17 protein-coding genes are annotated in these 16,570 nt (G+C 71.3%); 10 read left to right on the top strand and 7 right to left on the bottom strand.

Annotation, left to right across the window (positions count from 1 at the left end; all coding sequences use genetic code 11):
- Window positions 1-4: 4 nt before the first annotated feature.
- From ACFWPS_RS42400 to ACFWPS_RS42415, 4 genes are all read right to left on the bottom strand, one after another.
- Window positions 5-2,344: a nitrate- and nitrite sensing domain-containing protein gene (locus tag ACFWPS_RS42400; RefSeq protein WP_383716246.1), complete on the bottom strand. Its 2,340-nt coding sequence runs from the start codon at window positions 2,342-2,344 to the stop codon at window positions 5-7.
- A gap of 352 nt (window positions 2,345-2,696) precedes the next feature.
- Window positions 2,697-3,113 (bottom strand): nuclear transport factor 2 family protein, encoded by a 417-nt coding sequence (locus ACFWPS_RS42405; protein ID WP_383716249.1) that lies wholly within the window; start codon window positions 3,111-3,113, stop codon window positions 2,697-2,699.
- 125 nt (window positions 3,114-3,238) lie between these two features.
- On the bottom strand, window positions 3,239-3,688 hold the full coding sequence (locus tag ACFWPS_RS42410) for a hypothetical protein (protein WP_383716252.1): 450 nt from the start codon (window positions 3,686-3,688) through the stop codon (window positions 3,239-3,241).
- Window positions 3,689-3,805: 117 nt separating this feature from the next.
- Window positions 3,806-4,720 carry a YceI family protein gene (locus ACFWPS_RS42415; protein WP_383716254.1) on the bottom strand — a complete coding sequence of 305 codons (915 nt, stop codon included), beginning with the start codon at window positions 4,718-4,720 and terminating at the stop codon, window positions 3,806-3,808.
- 288 nt (window positions 4,721-5,008) lie between these two features.
- Here ACFWPS_RS42415 and ACFWPS_RS42420 point away from each other — a divergent pair, with 288 nt between their 5' ends.
- The 3 genes from ACFWPS_RS42420 (at window position 5,009) to ACFWPS_RS42430 (ending at window position 8,475) form a co-directional block, all read left to right on the top strand.
- Window positions 5,009-5,473, top strand: a complete 465-nt coding sequence (locus ACFWPS_RS42420; protein WP_383716257.1) for a hypothetical protein — start codon at window positions 5,009-5,011, stop codon at window positions 5,471-5,473.
- Between the two features lie 15 nt (window positions 5,474-5,488).
- The gene (locus ACFWPS_RS42425; protein WP_383716260.1) at window positions 5,489-6,733 is read left to right on the top strand and encodes a helix-turn-helix domain-containing protein; all 1,245 of its coding nucleotides are present in this window, start codon (window positions 5,489-5,491) and stop codon (window positions 6,731-6,733) included.
- A gap of 71 nt (window positions 6,734-6,804) precedes the next feature.
- Window positions 6,805-8,475 carry an FAD-dependent monooxygenase gene (locus tag ACFWPS_RS42430; protein ID WP_383716262.1) on the top strand — a complete coding sequence of 557 codons (1,671 nt, stop codon included), beginning with the start codon at window positions 6,805-6,807 and terminating at the stop codon, window positions 8,473-8,475.
- Here the strand turns inward: ACFWPS_RS42430 and ACFWPS_RS42435 are convergent.
- Both ACFWPS_RS42435 and ACFWPS_RS42440 read right to left on the bottom strand, forming a co-directional pair.
- Window positions 8,358-8,624, bottom strand: a complete 267-nt coding sequence (locus ACFWPS_RS42435; protein WP_383716264.1) for a DUF5990 family protein — start codon at window positions 8,622-8,624, stop codon at window positions 8,358-8,360. The genes ACFWPS_RS42430 and ACFWPS_RS42435 overlap by 118 nt on opposite strands.
- A gap of 89 nt (window positions 8,625-8,713) precedes the next feature.
- Entirely contained in the window at window positions 8,714-10,051 is a 1,338-nt protein-coding gene (locus ACFWPS_RS42440; RefSeq protein ID WP_383716267.1) for a jacalin-like lectin, read from the bottom strand.
- Between the two features lie 496 nt (window positions 10,052-10,547).
- On the opposite strand from ACFWPS_RS42440, the gene ACFWPS_RS42445 reads away from it, so the two are divergent.
- On the top strand, window positions 10,548-11,294 hold the full coding sequence (locus tag ACFWPS_RS42445) for a lamin tail domain-containing protein (protein WP_383716269.1): 747 nt from the start codon (window positions 10,548-10,550) through the stop codon (window positions 11,292-11,294).
- A gap of 53 nt (window positions 11,295-11,347) precedes the next feature.
- Here the strand turns inward: ACFWPS_RS42445 and ACFWPS_RS42450 are convergent, their stop codons facing one another.
- A complete protein-coding gene (locus ACFWPS_RS42450) occupies window positions 11,348-12,304 on the bottom strand; it encodes a ScbA/BarX family gamma-butyrolactone biosynthesis protein (protein ID WP_383716272.1) in 957 nt (318 codons plus the stop codon).
- A gap of 395 nt (window positions 12,305-12,699) precedes the next feature.
- On the opposite strand from ACFWPS_RS42450, the gene ACFWPS_RS42455 reads away from it, so the two are divergent.
- The 6 genes from ACFWPS_RS42455 (at window position 12,700) to ACFWPS_RS42480 (ending at window position 16,556) form a co-directional block, all read left to right on the top strand.
- Window positions 12,700-13,431 (top strand): HAD family phosphatase, encoded by a 732-nt coding sequence (locus tag ACFWPS_RS42455; protein WP_383716274.1) that lies wholly within the window; start codon window positions 12,700-12,702, stop codon window positions 13,429-13,431.
- Window positions 13,432-13,549: 118 nt separating this feature from the next.
- Window positions 13,550-13,705 (top strand): hypothetical protein, encoded by a 156-nt coding sequence (locus ACFWPS_RS42460; protein WP_383716277.1) that lies wholly within the window; start codon window positions 13,550-13,552, stop codon window positions 13,703-13,705.
- Between the two features lie 55 nt (window positions 13,706-13,760).
- Complete coding sequence (locus ACFWPS_RS42465; protein WP_383716280.1) at window positions 13,761-13,919, top strand: SDR family oxidoreductase; 159 nt, start codon at window positions 13,761-13,763, stop codon at window positions 13,917-13,919.
- Window positions 13,920-14,093: 174 nt separating this feature from the next.
- The gene (locus tag ACFWPS_RS42470) at window positions 14,094-14,759 is read left to right on the top strand and encodes a ScbR family autoregulator-binding transcription factor (protein WP_383716282.1); all 666 of its coding nucleotides are present in this window, start codon (window positions 14,094-14,096) and stop codon (window positions 14,757-14,759) included.
- Window positions 14,760-14,975: 216 nt separating this feature from the next.
- Window positions 14,976-15,644, top strand: a complete 669-nt coding sequence (locus tag ACFWPS_RS42475; protein ID WP_383716285.1) for a ScbR family autoregulator-binding transcription factor — start codon at window positions 14,976-14,978, stop codon at window positions 15,642-15,644.
- 81 nt (window positions 15,645-15,725) lie between these two features.
- Window positions 15,726-16,556, top strand: coding sequence for a BTAD domain-containing putative transcriptional regulator (locus ACFWPS_RS42480; RefSeq protein ID WP_383716288.1), 831 nt, complete (start codon window positions 15,726-15,728; stop codon window positions 16,554-16,556).
- The last annotated feature ends 14 nt before the right edge of the window (window positions 16,557-16,570 follow it).

The following is a 16,570-nucleotide window of genomic DNA, read 5'->3' on the forward strand; positions in this document are numbered from 1 at the left end:
CGGCTCAGCCGTCCTTGGCGGGGCGCCGGCCGCGCTTGGAGGCGCGACGGGGGCGCCCGGACGACGCAGATGACGTGGACGACGCGGGTGGTCCGGCCTGCGCCGGGACGTCCGGCGCGGCGGGACCACGGGAGGCGGCGGGCCCACCGGTGGCCGGAGCACCTGCTGTGCCGGGACCACCGGACGGCGCGGCAGAGCCGAACGGTGTGGCAGGGCCGGATGCCGGGATGCCGTCGTCCCACGCCTCGTGCCCGCCGAACGGGTCGGCGGGCCCCTCCGCGAGCAGGGCGGCCAGCCCGGGCGTGGCGCGTGCCTTGAAGGCCGCCAGGGCCAGCGTGTCGGCGTCGGACTCGGTGCCGCTGCGCCAGGTGATGGTGCCGGGCAGCATGACGAGGGAGGTCGTACCGGACTCCCCGGCGGCCGGCCGCAGCTGCACCCGGATACCGTGCCGGTCGGCGAGCCTGCCCACCACGAACAGCCCCATGTACTGGTAGACGTCGGCGTCGGCGGTCGGCGGATTCGCCAGCTTGTGGTTGATCAGCGCGAAGTCCTCGGGCACCAGACCGATGCCCTTGTCATGGATCTCGACCATGATCCGGGTGTCCGGCAGCCGGGTCGCCGTGACCCGGACCGTGGAGCGCGGCGAGGAGAACGAGGTGGCGTTCTCCAGCAGCTCGGCGAGCAGATGCACCAGGTCGGTGACGGCACGGCCGTGGATCTCGGCCTCCGGGATGCCCGCCAGCTCGATCCGCTCGTACTGCTCCACCTCCGAGGCCGCCGCCCGGATGACATCGACCAGGGGGAGCGGGTGGTCCCACTGCTGGGTGGGGCGCTCGCCGCCGAGCACGAGCAGGTTCTCGCCGTTGCGGCGCACCCGGGTGGCCAGGTGGTCCAGCTTGAACAGGTTCGACAACTGCTCGGGGTCGGCCTCGCGCTCCTCCAGCTCGGTGATCAGGGTGAGCTGGCGCTCGATCAGCGACTGGTTGCGGCGGGACAGGTTGGTGAAGATCGTGTTGACGTTGCCGCGCAGCACGGCCTGCTCGGCGGCCAGCCGGACCGCCTCCCGGTGCACGTGGTCGAAGGCACGGGCGACCTCGCCGATCTCGTCGGTCGTGGTGATCGGGATCGGCGTGACCTTGGTGTCGACCTGGCCGGGAACGGCCAGCGACAACTGGGTGATCACCGCCGGCAGCCGCTGCTCGGCGATCTCCATCGCCGAGGCACTGAGCCTGCGCATGCCCCGGCTCATCGTGCGGGCCACCCACGCCGCGAGCAGGACGGCCACGAGAACGGCGCCGAGCGCGACGGAGCCGTTGGTGATCGCGTCCCGTCTGGCGTCGGCGGCGATGCTGCGGGCACTGGCCAGGGCCGTGTCGGTCAGATGGACCTCGATGCCGCGGTAGGCGTCGAAGGAGAGCGCGGACGCCGCGAAGAACGACTCGGGTGTGATGCCCTCGGCGGCCAGCTGGTCGGTCGGCGTCCCGGCGGCGATCGCGTTGATCATCTTTGTCAGCGCCGGCGGCGCCACGAAGGTCTGCCCGGCCGCCTTGGCCTCCTCGGCGGCCTTGGCCGTCTGCTGCGCGCCCTTCTGCTGCGCGTCCGCCAGCGCTGCCCGCAGCCGGGTCATGTCCCCGGCGGTACCGGCGCCCGCGTACTCCTGGAGGCCCACCTGTTCCAGGTAGACGTAGGAGCTGAACGAGCCGAGCTGGGTCTGGAGTTCGCCGTCGGCGAGCGCGTCGCGGTCCTCGACCAGCAGATGCGTGCCGATGGCGCGCACCAGGGACTCGGCCGCCTGGGTCAGAGAGATGGCGTAGAGGGTGCGCCCGAAGCTCGCCTGGTTGTTGCTGCCGAAGCCCAGTTCGTTGGAGATCTCCATCAGCGGGTGCTGGACGGCGTGGTAGCTCTCCTCCGTCTGCACCCCGGACACCTTGGCCGTGAACGCGCTGGCCCGTACCGTCGGCAGTTGCTTCTCGCCCTCCCGCACCAGCTCGATCCGCCGGGCGAGGCCCGCGGTCTTCGGTGCCCGGGCCACCGCCGTGTCGAACGCCTTCGCGTCGGCGTCGGTGACCTTGCGGGCCGCCACCACGGTGGGCGCGTCCCGTTTGCCCTGCAGGAGCGGGATGACCGACACGTCGCGCTCGTTGATCGCGTCACTGGCGTAGGCGTTCGCCGCCTGCACCAACTCCGCCACGCGCACCGCGTCGTTGGCGTCCTGCAGGGTGCCGATCGAGTTCTTCACCCGGACGCCGCCGAGGCCGAGGGCGACGAGTACGGGGATGAGCAGAATGGCCTGGAGGCGTCTTGCGACGCGCCAATTGCCGGTCAGAGGTCTGGACTTGGACAAGATCGTCCCTTTTCACAACAGGGATGGTGTGCAGGACCGTGTGTGGCCCGACGTTATGTGGCCAAGTTCTAACACCCAGCGATCGCGATCGACCGGTGTTTGGGTGAAGCGGTTTCTCCGAAATGGTACAAAGCTCAACCAAAACCATCGGTGGTCAACGCACGGATGTTGAGGGAGACGGCCTGTGCCCCTTGGTGCGTTCGGCGGGGCGAACGGACAGGGCTGGTCCCGGCGGGCTGACGCATGGCGGCGGGCGGGAGCACGGACAGCGGTTTCTGCGTCCCGGACCACGGCCGGGTCGGCCCCCCTGAAGGGCAGTCCCGAAGGCCGGCGTTACTCGGCCACGTGCGCTTCAGGCCGGTCGACCGGCCCCGCCGGTCTGCGGGTTGGTGAACATGGGATTGCCGGCCACGGTGTCCTGCGCGGCTACCTCGTTCTGCAGGACGTCCCAGTGCTCCACCACCAGACCGTCCTCGAAACGGAAGATGTCGACTCCGACGAGGGGCTTGTCGGCGCCGCCCGAGTACCGGCCGTGGACCATGACCAGGTCGCCCTCGGCGATGATCGCGCCCGGCTCGTACCGGGTGTCGTCGGGCAGTCCGGCGATGAATCCGCGCAGTCCGGCCTTCGCCGGCGGGATGAACGGGTTGTGCTGGATGTAGTCCGGGTGCACGTACCGGTCCAGCGAAGCGAAGTCCTTGGTACTGAACGCAGTCGTCAGGAATTCGACAACGACGGCCTTGTTCCGCTCGGTCCGGGTCTCGTTCATGGCAATCACTCCGTTGGGCTCTTCAGCCGATCGGTGCCCTACCACGCTATGCCGGGACGGGCAGGTCGGCGATCGTGAGGCCCTGAGGGAGCGGACAGCGGCGACTGCTTCGTGCGGTCCGGGACTCAGTCCCGGTTCGCGACGCGACGCAGCAGTTCCAGGATCTCGATGTCGAAGCTCTGGGCGACCGCTGTGGCGGCTTCGTCCTGGTGAACGGCTATCGCGCCGGCGACGGAGTCGTAGCTCAGCCGTGTTCCGCCGTCGGTGATCTGCTGCACGAGGACCGACACGGGACAGTACAAGCCGACGTCCGGCAGTGTCCGGGCCAGTTCCGCGGTCGTCGAGGGCTTGTCGAGAGCCAGACGGACCAGGCGGCTCACCCCGGGGGCGAGCACGGAGGCCCGGTCCGGACCGACTTCTCCGCACCGGGCCATGGCCAGCCGGTCGGCCTGCCCGCCGGCCGTCTCCCGGGCGTCGATTTCCGCGCGGATGTCCCGGATGACATCCGTGAAGTGCCGTCGGGTACTGATTATGTGCCGCTCAAGGGCGGTGCGTAGGACATATTCAATGGCCAAGGCTCCTGGGCACCTTTCCTCGAAGGGCCGGCGGCGCCGGTCATCGGTCCACCCAGACCGTACGACCCGACCTCTCAGGTGTCTTCACCCAAACAGGTGAGGGGTCGCGGCGCACCGTCACTCCGGCGGCGTGGGTGTCTCCGGTGAGCGGTACATCGCCTGCACGTCCAGTTCCAGCTGCACCGTCGGACCCACCACCGCGATGCCGCGCGCCAGCATCGACCGCCAGTTGAGGGTGTAGTCCTCCCGGTGCAGCTCGGCCGTGGCGAGCGCGGCGCAGCGCAGCTCCTCGCCGTAGCCGCCGTTGACCGTGCCCAGGTAGGTGGTGTCGAGCGACACCGAACGGCTGACGCCGTGCATCGTCAGGGTGCCGAGGAGTGTCCACCTGCTGCCGCCCCGGTAGGCGAAGCGCGTGCTGGCGAAGTCGATGTAGGGGTACCGCTCGACGTCCAGGAAGTCCCCGGAACGGAGATGGTTGTCGCGGGTGGTGTTCCCGGTGTTGATGCTCGACGCGTCGATGCGCACCCGGACGGTCGACTGGCTCATGTCCGGGGTGACGGTGATGGCACCGTCGAAACGCTCGAAACGGCCGTGGACGTGCGCCATGCCGACATGCTTGGCGATGAACCGGATCGCGGTGTGCGGCGGATCGAAGACCCAGCCGCCGGTCGGCGGCAGCGGCAGCTGCCGGGCCGGCTGCAGCCGGATGTGTGCGGGCGCCGGGCAGCCGTCGGCGACGATCTCGACGGTCTCCCGGTGCGGGTCCAGGCCCTCGGCGACGATCAGCATGCTGTAGCGCCCGGGCGGCAGGGCTGCCATGAAGAAGCCGAAGGGATCGGTCGTGCCCCGGGCCGCCACCTGGTGGGTGTCCAGCGCGGTGACCGTGACGTCGGCGCCGCCGAGCGGCTGGTCGACGGGGTCCAGGACGGTCCGGGCGACCCCGCCCGCACCGGGCGGGAGGGGCAGGGTGAGTCCCGCCGAACGGGCCGGGGCGTCCTTGGACCACCGGCGCCTGAGCAGCCCGAGGGCCATGCTGTTCACCTTTCGTGTCGTGTGTGTGGGGGGAGAAGGGGCGGTACGGCCGTCGTCCGCCCCTGTTGTGGCTCGACTGTCAGGCGCGGCCGCGGATGTGCCCCGGCGCCTCGCGCAACAACGCCTCCGTGTTCTCGGCGGCGGCCTGGGGAAACCGACCGCTCAAGATCATGAAACGCTGCGGGCGGCCGTGGGTGTCTCAATCCGAGACATGCCGTGTACGGCGGAACCCCGCGGGGCACGCCGGTCGTTGCCCGTTCAACCGTTCGCGGTACGGTGAGGGGCGCCATGACCACCGCAGAGCATCCCCCCTCGGCCGGCCGGCAGCCCTCGGCCCGCCCCGCGCTCAGCCAACTGCGCCGGGCCCGCGCCCGCTTCCTCGCCGGGCACCCGCTGCCGGCGGACGTGCCGGACGAGGTCGCGGCCGCCTGGCGGCGCGCCCGTTTCCACGGCGTACGGCACGATTCCGCGGCCTCCTTCGAAGGCCGCGCCCCGCAGCGGCCCGACCCCGCACTGCTTGAAGCGGCCCGGCCGGTCCTCGAGCGACTCGGCCCGGTGCTCGACCACGAGGACGCCACCCTTCTTCTCACCGATGCCCGGCTCCGCGTGCTCTGGTCCGCCGGGCACGCCCCCCGGGACACGCTCTGCCCCGACCTCTCCGAGCAGAGCGTCGGCCCCAACAGCGCGGCCCTGGCCCTGCGCACCGGCGACCGCGCCGAAGTGCACGGACCCGAGCACTTCCTGGACATGTGACAGGAGGTCTCCGCGGTGAGCGTGCCGCTGCGGGCCCCCGGCGACGGCAGGCCGGTCGGCACGGTCACCGTGGCCTCGGCCCTGTGCGGCGGCTGCGCACCGCACCCGCAGTCGGCCCTGGCCGAGGCGACGGCCGCGGTGGTGGAGGCGGAACTGCGGGCGCGTACCCGTCCGCCGGAGCGGGCCCTGCTCGACGCCTACCTCACGGCCTGCGCGCAGCAGGACCGGCCCGTGGTGGCGTTCGCCGGGCACAGCCGCCTGGTGAGCGAGGCCGCGGGCCGGCTGCTGGCGGCCCGGGACATCGAGGACCTGGAACGGGCCGTCCACACGGAGCTGCGCGAGGACGCGCCCGGATCCCGGCTCCCGTGCGGAGCCACGGTCCAGGTCGTCCGCCACCTGGGCGAGACCGTCGGCGCCGTCGCCGTACTGGAACCGGCGTACGGCCGTGCCCCCGCAGCCCCCGCCGGACGCCCGCACACCACGCTGGCCGGGCACTCGGTGCCCTGGCGGCACGCCACCGAGCGCGCCGCCCAACTGGCCACCACCCGCGCCCCCTTACTGCTCGTCGGCGAACGCGGCACCGGAAAGACCTCCCTGGCCCGCGAGTTGCTCGGCGGAACCGAGCCGCTCGTCGTCGACGCAGCCGAAGGGGACGTGCACGAGGCCCTGCCGGCCGACCCCCGCGGCAGTCTCGTGCTGCGCCACGCCGAACGCCTCGCACAGCCGGACGTGGCGGCGATCGTCGCCCACCTCGAAGCCCGGCCCACCGCAGCCCTGTTGGTCACCTACACCCCGGGAGCGCCACCCGGCCCCTGCCTCCAGCGTCTCCTCGACACCCTGGCCGCCCGCTCGGTCACCCTGCCCGCACTGCGCGAACGCCCCGAGGACATCAGGGAGTTGCTTACCGCCGTGACCCCGGCGACGGAACCCGGGCAGCCTCCGCTCACCTGGTCACTCGACGCCCGGCGCGCCCTGGAGCGGTACCCGTGGCCCGGGAACGTCACCGAACTCGCCCATGTCGTACGGTCATTGGCACAGCAGCGCCGGGTGGTGGGGCCGGTCCGGCGCGCCGAACTGCCCGACCCCGTACGCGAAGGATCCGCCGGACGCCCGCTGAGCCCCATGGAGCACGCGGAGCGCACCGCGATCCTGGAGGCCCTGCGCCGCCACGGCGGGAACAAGGCCCGGACGGCCGCCGCCCTGGGCATCGGCCGCGCGACGCTCTACCGCAAGCTGCGGACCTACGGCAGCCACCCGTAGCAACCCGGTCACCCGGCCGCGCCGTGGGCCGGCGGCGGCTCGGCTCGCCGCCCGCCCGCAGCGGGGCGACCATGGAGGGACGCAACCGGTCCGGGGCTACCTGCTGGGAGACGCCCGTGACGCACACAACCGACGTCCTGATCGTGGGCGCCGGCCCGGTCGGGCTGAGCGCCGCCGCCGAACTCCGCCGGCACGGTGCGGACTGCCGTCTCGTCGACCGGCTGCCGGCCCGGCTGCCGTACGCCAAGGCCGTCGGCATCCAGCCGCGCACCATCGAGCTCTGGGACCGGATGGGCCTGGCCCGCACCGTCGTCGAGCACGCCGTGCCCATGCGCGGGCAGCTGAGCTACGTCAACGGCGCGGAGACCGGCCGGATCGAGCTGACGCTGCCGCCCGAGGTGCCGTACGGCTTCGCCGCGCTGCCGCAGTACGAGGTCGAGCGGATCATCGAGGAGTACGTGAACGGGCTCGGCACGGTCGTCGAACGCGGCACCGAGCTCCTCTCCTTCGCCCAGGACCAGGACGGGGTCACCGCCCGGCTGCGCACCGCCTCGGGCACGGAGGAGGAACTGCGCGTCCGCTACCTGGTCGGCTGCGACGGGGCGCACAGTGCCGTCCGCAAGGGCCTCGGCCTCGACTTCGCGGGCGGGGCGTTCACCGAGGAGTACATGCTCGGCGACGTGGTGGCCGACTGGGACATGCCGGCCGGCTACGGCATCAGGTCCGAGCACCGCGGTGCCGACGGCGCCACCGACGACCTGCTGGTCTGCATCCCGTTGCCCGGACCGGGCCGCTACCGCATGTCGATGCTGGTCCCGCCGGAACCCGCCGCCGACGACACCGGGGACACCGGGGACACAGCCAGGGGCACCAACGGTGCCGACGCGGTGGCCCACGGCCCGGTGGGCGGCCGAAGGCTCCCCGAGCTGCCCGACCTCCAGGCCGTCGTCGACCGCCTCGCGCCCCGGCCGGCGACCCTCTCCCAGCTGCGCTGGTCCGCCGTCTTCCGCATCAGCCACCGCATCGTCGACCGCTACGGCGAGGGACGCGTCTTCGTCGCGGGCGACGCCGCGCACATCCATCCGCCCACCGGCGCCCAGGGCATGAACACCGGCATCCAGGACGCCTGCAACCTCGCCTGGAAACTCGCCCTCGTCCTGCGCGGCGAGGCCGGTCCCGCCCTGCTCGCCAGCTACGACGCCGAGCGCCGCCCGGTCGGCGAGGAGGTCGTCGGCCGTACCGTACGCCACGCCGTGCACGGGACGGCGGCCGACCCCGACGACCCGCGGACCATCATGCTCCGTGAGGCCCAGCTCCTCGTCGGCTACCGGGAAGGGCCCCTCGCCACTGCTCCCTACGGCCCTCCGGACGTTCCGCAACCCGGCGACCGCGCCCCGGACTGCGCCGGTCTGACCACACCGCTGGCCGCCTACCCGCTGCGCCTGCTCGACATCCTGCGGGGCCGCCCGGACCACGTCGTGCTGCTCTACGCCGCGGACCCCACCGACGTGATCAAGGCCGTCCTCGCCCCGGGCTGGGACGTCCTGGCCATTCGCACGGAGGACGGCACCCATGTGCCCCTCGTCCCCGAATACCTGGACACGGCTGGTGAGTTCGCCCGTCTCTACCGCCCCGACGGCCCCACCGGCTTCGTCGTCCGTCCGGACGGCCACCTCGGCGCACGCTTCCCCCTGACGGCCACCGAGACCGCTCTGGCCGAGTACCGCGAGGCACTCGGCTGAGGACCGCTCCCGGCACTCCGGACGACGGCCGGCAATACGACCCGTGCGCACAGCGGCATGCCCCGGGCGTCGGTCACCCCGAGCCGGCCGACCAGCGGCCCGTCCCGCACCGCCGCCTCGGCCACCGCGCAGGGGACCGCGTCGACCATCAGCTCGGCCCCGGCGGATCATCGTGAATTCGCCCCCGTCCGTCCGGCCGGCGGACCGTTCGTGACGCCCGCCGGCCGGCCGGGCGCGGTCAGCGCTTGGTGTAGATGAAGCCGACCTTGTCGAGCTCGTCACCGGAGCGGCCGTGGAAGCCGGCGATCTGCCAGCCCGACGGGGCGGTGCGGGTCACGCAGTCCGAGGTCGTCGTACCACCGGCGAGGGTGCGGCCCAGGTTGGTGGTGAACTTCGCGTAGAAGATGCGAGTGGTGTTGTTGTACTTGCTCTCGCACAGGTACGCCGTCGTCACGTACTCGCTGCTGCCCAGCGTCAGCGAGGACGCCGTGCCGCCGGTGCCGCCGTGGGTCAGCGCGGTGCCGTCGGCGAGGGTGATGCCGACCTGGTCGACGCGGGAGCCGGAGCGCAGCGAGATGCTGGTGGCGCGGGCGCCGGCGGCCACCTTGTCGATGTCCTGGTAGTAGTCGCCGTGCGGACCGCCGAACTGGTCGCTCAGCTGGAAGTCGGCGTTCTCGGACCAGGAGAAGCCGACCGTGATCGGGTCGTGGTCGGAGAGCATCAGCCCGTCGGACGTCAGGAACTTGGCGTGCTCGTTGTTGTACGAGGTCGCGTTGAGGTTCACCAGCTTGCTGCTGCGGTACAGGACCTTGTCCACGACCTCGCAGGTGTTGGGCACGGTCGCCCCGGACTGGTCGCAGACCAGCGCGTCGCTGCCCTTGGCCGGCGCGCTGCCGCCGCGGATCAGCTGCACCCAGGCGTCGGTGAGCCCGTTGTTCGAGGCGAACTCGGCGATGGTGTCGGCGGTACGGGTGTAGCGGGTGTTGGTGTCACCCATCACCACGACGGCGTTGCCGGCCGAGTGCGTGCTGATGAAGGACGTCAGCTGGCTGAGGTTGTCGGCCCGGGAGGCCTCGTCGCCGTCGTTCGTGCCCGCGTTGGTGTGCAGGTTGTAGAAGTCGACGTAGACGCCCTCGGCGAGCCGCTCGCGCATGAAGGTGAAGCCCTTCGGCGTCAGGCAGTCACCGGAGTCGATCTGGCAGGAGTTCCAGCCGACGCGCTCGAAGTCGTCCCCGTCCCAGGCGTAGTCGGAGACGGTGTTGAGACCGCTGCCGATGCCCGCGCCGCCGCTGGTCGCGGTGCGGTAGGGGTGGGTGTCGGTGGCGTACAGGTACGCGTGGTAGTTGAAGTCCTCCTGGACGTTGACGATGTCGTACGGCGCGATGCGCTTGCCGATCTCCGTGGTGCTGGTGTCGCGCGGGGTGGGTGCGCTCGACAGGCCTTCCGGAAGGCCGGCGACGTTGTACGTGAGCACGCTGAACGTGCCGGAGGCGGCCGCCGCGGCCGGGGTGGCCGTCGCCGTGAGCCCGCCGAGAGCGGCGACGGCGGCCGCCAGACAGGCAACGAGTCTGCGCATGGGGGTGTCTCCTACGGGGAGGTGTGCGCTGAGAGTTGTGGGCATGCCAATGAGGCACGCCAAAACGTAGCGGCAAACGCTTTCTTCGGACCCCCTCTTGTTACTAACCAGTTTGGAAATTCCGGGTGACGCCCAGAAGATCGACTTCCGCTCCGCGGGTCCGATCGGGCGCTGACTGTTACTCACTTTCGGGTGAGCCGGGCACTTTTCGCCCAGTGGTCGGGTGGTGGCCGAGGCCGTTGCCTGCGGGGCGGAAGGGGTTGATGAGGTGTCAAATCCGCCCATTCAACTACTAAATGGACGTTACATGCGAGAGTCATAGGAAAGCGAAGGATCCGTAATAGGCGCCGTGTGCGCCCCGAAGGCCGCAAGGCCGGGTTGCAAGGTGTGGATGCGCGGCCACCCGGCCGCCGACCAGCCCCACACACCCCTCGCGGCCTGCGGCTTCGCGTCGCACGCGGCTGGAGTGTGCTCGAACCCCGTGAAGGGGGACCACGTGTCCGTTTCCGTTTCCGCGACCGCCCGTCGCCTCGGTTCCGCCGCCGCCGTGGCGGCCGCCCTGGTGGGTGTCACGGCCCTGCCGGCCGCGGCGACCGCTGCGCACCCCGCCCTGTCGCACCGCGAGGCGGTCGTCATCAGTGCCGTACAGCACGACGTACAGGGCCGGGCGGTCTTCTCCGGCCGCGCCCTGAACCGGGAGTGGGTCGACGTCACCAACACCTCCCGCCGGGACGTGAACCTCAGCGGGTGGACGCTGTCGGACGCCGACGGTCACAGCTACACCTTCCGCCACTACCGGCTGGCGGGCGAAGCCACGGTCCGCGTCCACACCGGGGAAGGTCGGGACACCCTGACGGACCTGTATCAGGACCGCCGTTCCTCCGTGTGGAACCACGACGCCGACACCGCCACCCTGCGCACCGAGCACGGGCGCTACGTCGACTCCGCCTCCTGGGGTCTGCACCACCGCCGCGACATGGACGACCGGCACGCGTTCGGCCACCGTGACGGGGACGACCGGCACGGCTTCGGTCACCGTGACGGGGACGACCGGCATGCGTTCGGTCACCGTGACGGGGACGACCGGCATGCGTTCGGTCACCGTGACGGGGACGACCGGCATGCGTTCGGTCACCGCGACGGGGACGACCGGCACGCGTTCGGCCACCGTGACGCTGACGAGGGTCACGCCTTCGGTCACCGTGACGCGGACGACCGGCACGCGTTCGGCCACCGTCACTGACACGTGGGACATCCGCCGCCAGGCCCTTGCGGGGGTCCGGCGGCGGCCCCCTGTCAGCCCTGGACGACCGGCCCGCTCACCGCGGACGTGAAGACGACCTCGCCGTCCTGCACGCCGACGACGTCGACCGTCGCCGTGCCGTCGCCCCCGGCCGTCACCCCCGTGATGTCGATCCAGCAGGGGCTGTCCAGTTCGACGTACCGGTTGAACGACGTGGACGTGCTCGCCGGGATCAGCGCGCCGGGCGCCAGCCGGGCGCAGGCGGCCTGGCGGGCGCCCTCCATGAGGACCATGCCGGGCAGGTGGTCGCCGCCGTGGTCGAACAGGATCGGGTGGTCCAGGTCCGGGGTGAGCAGCCAGCGGTCCGGCGTGTCCGTGGCCGTCAGCACCACGTCGCCGGGGGAGGTGCGGCCCACGGCCGCAGGTGGCATCGGGTCGGCCGCGACCACGGGGCCGGCCGAAGCCGCTTGCCTCTCGGGCCGGTTGGCGCGCAGCCTGGCGTAGACGGGCGGCGTGACGATGGAGTACCGCCCCTCCCCGTGGGCCACGGGCAGGCCGTCCCGGCGCAGGACGAACCCGATACTCATCCGGCGCGCGGAAGCCCGGCCGCGCGGCGCGGAGTCCGGGCAGGTCACCTCGAGTTCGAAGTCGGTGGGCCGGGAGGCGATCCGCAGCCGCTCCAGATCGGTGTGGCAGCTGAGCGACCACAGCACGAAGTGATGGCCGAGCGGGACCCCGTGTTCCGCGTGCGTCACGAACATGCCGGCCTGCCGAAACGTCTCTGCGGCTTGGAGCGGGTCATGGCGCGAACCGTCGGGGCTGTTGAAGAACGTGTGGGCGCGGGGCCACTGTCCGGTGAGGGAGAACCGCAGTCCGTCGTCCTGGGCGGTACAGCCGGTGAGGAACACCTCGGCGAGGGAGGCGCGGTGGACGTACTCCTTGGGGACCGTGGTGGTCAGCCGAGGCAGTACGGGCAGACCGACTCCGATCTCGCCGGCGGACAGACTCATCGACAACCCCCCGTCGGATAGCTCTTCGTTGGCTTGAAGCTCTGTTCGACGCCTATAAGATACGGACCTACCGGTTTTCTCGGGTCGGCCACTAGGTAAAGGATTCACCAAGCGTGGTTCGACTCGATCCATGCATGACTCCGCTCAGTGGTGGTTTGGCCAAGTATTTTTGCGCTCAACCACGCCGAAGGCACGGCGAAAAACGGACTAAGTGGCAGATGTCGACGACTCGTTGTCGATGGGTCCGGGATCCGGACCGCCGCGCGAAAACCTGTCCGACGGTCTCTTTTGGCCAAGTTCCCCGGGCCTAGGCCCGCCTGGCGCGGTGCCCGAACCGCGCCCTGCCTCGACAGCCCCTGCATGATTGTCGAACGGCCTGCGAGAGGGAGACCCGGATGGAACCACTGCGCACCCTGCGCCTCGCCGCCGTCAACATCGACGGCGTCCTGCTCAACGACAGTTTCAGTCCCGTTCTGTACCGTCTCGTCCGCAAGTACGGCGGCGCGTACACCCGGGAGCTGGAACAGCGGCTCTTCTCGCAGTCCCGGCTCGCGGCCGCGAAGGTGCTGCTGGAGGAGACCGGCGCCGGGGTGAGCGAGCAGGAGGCCATCGCCGACTACTTCGCCGAGCGCGAGCGCTACCTGCGCGACCACCCGGTCCACAGCCTCGACGGCGCCGAGGAACTCCTGCACCGGCTGCGCGCCCTGGGTCTGGACGTCATCTGCTACGGCGGCCTCGACGAGGACCACTTCCACCGCCATCTCGGCGCCTGGGAGCACCTGTTCACCGCACCGCACTACATCTGCACCAACGACTTCCGCCCCGGCATCCGGGAGATCGTCCGGGACCGCTTTGGCCTCGACCACCACCAGGTCCTCTTCATCGACGACGTCGCCCGCTTCGCCGGCCACGCCAGGGAACTGGACGTGCCCTTCGTCGGCCACCCCAGCACCTTCGAACACGGCTTCCAGCGCGAGCTGATGCGCGAACTCGGCGTCCGGCACCTGGTCGGCAGTCTCGCCGAGATCGACGAGGAGCGCCTGCGCACCCTCGACCGGGAGGCCGGGCTCGGCACCGTCTGGCAGGGCGCCGACTCCCTCTCCGGCACGCGTGAGGTGACCGGATGACCGCAGGGACCGCAGGGGACGGGGTCGCAGTGGCGGGCCGGGTTCCTCTCGTCGCCGGCGTCGGCCGCGGCATCGGGGCCGCCACGTGTGGGACTGCCTGCGGTGCGAGATCGCGGCCATGCCGGAGACCGGCGGCGGCTCGATCGTCGGCACCAGCGGCGTGGGCGGCCTGGCCGCCTCCTCGGCGGCCGCCCCCTGCATCGCCTCCAAGCGCGCGGTGACCGGACTGGCCAAGGCCGCCGCCGTCGAGTACGCCCCCACCACATCCGTGTGAACGCCATCGCCCCGGGCCTGACCCGCTCCGAGATGGCCGACGACCGGTTCGCGAGGTGCCCGAGAACGAGGAGCGTGCCTGCCGTTCCGCCCCGCAGGCCCGCGCCGCCGATCCCGAGGAGGTCGCGGAGGCCGCCGCCCGGCTGTGCGGTGGCAAGGCGAGCTTCGTCACGGGTGCCACACTTACCGTGGACGGCGGGCGCACCGCCTGGTGAACTGCCTGGCAGGTCCCGTGCCGACGCTCCGGCTCCGGCGCGGGACCTGCGCGAAACCGGCGCGGGATCAGGGCGCGGCCGACCGGGAATCGATATTGTGCGGCCGAAATACCGACCCCCGATTGGGGTAAGGTACGTCACGTCCGGTTTTGTTTTGACCGAGGAGGGGTCCCCATGGCGCGTCAGGAGCGTGCGATTCGGACCCGGCGCGCTGTTGTCGAGGCTGCCGCCGCGGTCTTCGCGGAGCGCGGATACACGGCGGCGACGATCTCCGAGATCCTGGAGCGGGCCGGCGTCACCAAGGGCGCCCTGTACTTCCACTTCGACTCCAAGGAAGCCCTCGCGCGGGGTGTGATCAGCGCCCAGATCAGCGACGACTACTGGGTCCCGCGCGAGCTGAAGCTCCAGGAGTGGGTGGACATCGGCATGACGCTGGCCTACCGGATCCCCAAGGAGGTCATCCTCCTCGCCGGTATACGGCTGTCCGCCGACCTCCAGGGGCGCTCCCTGTTCGGCAGCGCCTGGCCCGCCTGGACCCAACTGGTGACGGACAAGCTCGTGGAGGCCAAGGAGCGCGGCGAGGTGCTGCCGCACGTCACGCCGCGCGAGACCGCCGAGTGCTTCCTCGGGGCCTGGATCGGGACCCAGTTCATGTCCGAGGTGGTCTCCGACTGGACCGACCTCAACGACCGCATCTCCGTCCTCTACAACCACGTACTGCCGGCCATAGCCACTCCCGCGGCCCTGGTCCGGCTGGACACCGCGCCCGACCGGGGCGCGCGGGTCGTCGCGGAAGTCGAGCATCACCGGCAGGAATCGCCCGTACCCACCGAGGCCTGACCAGCCTCGAACCAAACCGCCTTCCTGGTTTGTTACGTCCCCGAAGCCGTGCCGCGGGTGACGTGTGAGGGCTGCCGGAGCAGTCCGATCGGGCCCCGAGCACCGACAAACCTACCTATCATGCTGTTTGCCAAGGCTTTCGAATCGGAATGTTGCAGGCCCAGGGGGAATCGGATCGCCCAGTTCCGGATTCGCCCGGATCAGCAGGGGGACGCGATGGTGAAGCAGCTCCGGGCGGCCCGAACCCGCCAGGCCCTCGTTCTTGCCGCCGCGGAGATCTTCGCCGCCGACGGGTACGTGCTGTCCTCGCTGCCCGCGATCAGCCGGCGGGCGGGAGTGAGCGCCGGAGCGCTGCACTTCCACTTTCCCAACAAGGAAGCCCTCGCGATCGAGGTGGAGAGCGCGGCCCGGCGGTCCGTCGAGCAACTGGTCGCCGACCGGCGGCCGTCGGCCGCCTCCGCACTGCACCTGCTGGTCACGGTCACCCGGGAAGTCCTGGGCGCGGTCGCCGTCGACGTCGTCGTCCGCGCCGGCTTCAGGCTGAGCGTCGATCCCTCCCGCAAGAACGCCATGGGCTTCGGCTGCTGGTGGCGTGCCTGGGTGTGCGAAGAACTGCTGCGCGCCCAGAGTGCGGGAGAGCTGGCCGAAGGGGTGTCACCGGACCGGGCGGCCGCGGTGATAGTCGCCGCGACGGTCGGGTTGGAAGTGCTCGGCGCGGATGACCGCGACCGGATCCCACCCCGGCACGTCGAGCAGTTCTGGTCCCTGGTGCTGCCTCAACTCGCCGCGCGTGGCGACCAGTTCGCGGGCGTTGTGCTCTCCGACTCCTGCTCCGACCCCTGGTCGCGGACCAAGACCGCGCCAACCGGCCGGAGTTCGGTTTGACAAACCGCCCGCGCCGTTTTTGACTCGGGGCCCAGGAATCGCCCCGCACCACCCACGGTGGCGGGAGAGCAGAGGGACGGCATGGACATCGGCATACTCGGCGCTCTCGACGTGCGTGAGAACGGCGTCCCCATCATCCCGACCGCACCCAAGCCGCGTCAGATGCTCGCCGTGCTCGCGCTGCACGCCGACCGTGCGGTGACCGTCGGGACGCTGACCGAGGAACTCTGGGGGCGACGGCCACCGCGCAGCGCACGCCCCACCCTGCAGACGTACATCATGCACCTGCGCGACCTCATCGCCTCGGCGCTGGCGGCGGCCGGTGACGGCGCGGGCGCGCGCACCGCGAAGACGGTCCTGCGTACCGTACCCGGCGGCTATCTGCTCGACAGCGGTGAAGGCACCAGCGACGTCCGGGAGTTCGAGCGGATCGCCGACACGGGATACCGGACGAGGGAGGCCGGGGACCAGCGCGAGGCCGCCCGGCTGCTGCGCGCCGCGCTCGACCTGTGGCGGGGCCCGGCCCTGGCCGACATCTCCGCGGGGGAGTACCTCCACGCCCGGATCCGGGGACTGGAGGAGAGCCGGCTGTGTGCGCTGGACCAGCGCATCGAGGCAGACCTGCGGCTCGGCCGGCACCGCGAACTGATCCCCGAACTCACCGTACTGGCCGCCGGCCACCCCACCCACGAGAGCCTGTGCGGCCAGCTCATGCTCGCCCTGCACCGCTCGGGCCGCCGGAGCGACGCCCTGGACGCCTACCAGCGACTGCGCACCACCCTGGTGCGCGACCAGGGACTGGAACCCTCGGCCGCGCTGGGCAGGATTCGGCAGTCGGTGCTGGCGGTCCCCGCTGACGACGTTCCGGCGCCCGGTCCCGGTACGGCGGACCCGCTCGCCCGGATCGGCTGACGGGCCCGCCCGAA

This window comes from Streptomyces sp. NPDC058457, assembly GCF_042720695.1.
GTDB lineage: Bacteria > Actinomycetota > Actinomycetes > Streptomycetales > Streptomycetaceae > Streptomyces.

Excerpts from the sequence above, each read along its gene's own strand:
- ACFWPS_RS42420 (WP_383716257.1), top strand. The coding sequence starts at position 5,009 with ATGACCACCGCAGAGCATCCCCCCTCGGCCGGCCGGCAGCCCTCGGCC.
- ACFWPS_RS42415 (WP_383716254.1), bottom strand. The coding sequence starts at position 4,720 with ATGGCCCTCGGGCTGCTCAGGCGCCGGTGGTCCAAGGACGCCCCGGCC.
- ACFWPS_RS42460 (WP_383716277.1), top strand. The coding sequence starts at position 13,550 with ATGCCGGAGACCGGCGGCGGCTCGATCGTCGGCACCAGCGGCGTGGGC.
- ACFWPS_RS42440 (WP_383716267.1), bottom strand. The coding sequence starts at position 10,051 with ATGCGCAGACTCGTTGCCTGTCTGGCGGCCGCCGTCGCCGCTCTCGGC.
- ACFWPS_RS42405 (WP_383716249.1), bottom strand. The coding sequence starts at position 3,113 with ATGAACGAGACCCGGACCGAGCGGAACAAGGCCGTCGTTGTCGAATTC.
- ACFWPS_RS42450 (WP_383716272.1), bottom strand. The coding sequence starts at position 12,304 with ATGAGTCTGTCCGCCGGCGAGATCGGAGTCGGTCTGCCCGTACTGCCT.
- ACFWPS_RS42430 (WP_383716262.1), top strand. The coding sequence starts at position 6,805 with ATGGAGGGACGCAACCGGTCCGGGGCTACCTGCTGGGAGACGCCCGTG.
- ACFWPS_RS42475 (WP_383716285.1), top strand. The coding sequence starts at position 14,976 with ATGGTGAAGCAGCTCCGGGCGGCCCGAACCCGCCAGGCCCTCGTTCTT.
- ACFWPS_RS42480 (WP_383716288.1), top strand. The coding sequence starts at position 15,726 with ATGGACATCGGCATACTCGGCGCTCTCGACGTGCGTGAGAACGGCGTC.
- ACFWPS_RS42455 (WP_383716274.1), top strand. The coding sequence starts at position 12,700 with ATGGAACCACTGCGCACCCTGCGCCTCGCCGCCGTCAACATCGACGGC.
- ACFWPS_RS42470 (WP_383716282.1), top strand. The coding sequence starts at position 14,094 with ATGGCGCGTCAGGAGCGTGCGATTCGGACCCGGCGCGCTGTTGTCGAG.
- ACFWPS_RS42435 (WP_383716264.1), bottom strand. The coding sequence starts at position 8,624 with ATGGTCGACGCGGTCCCCTGCGCGGTGGCCGAGGCGGCGGTGCGGGAC.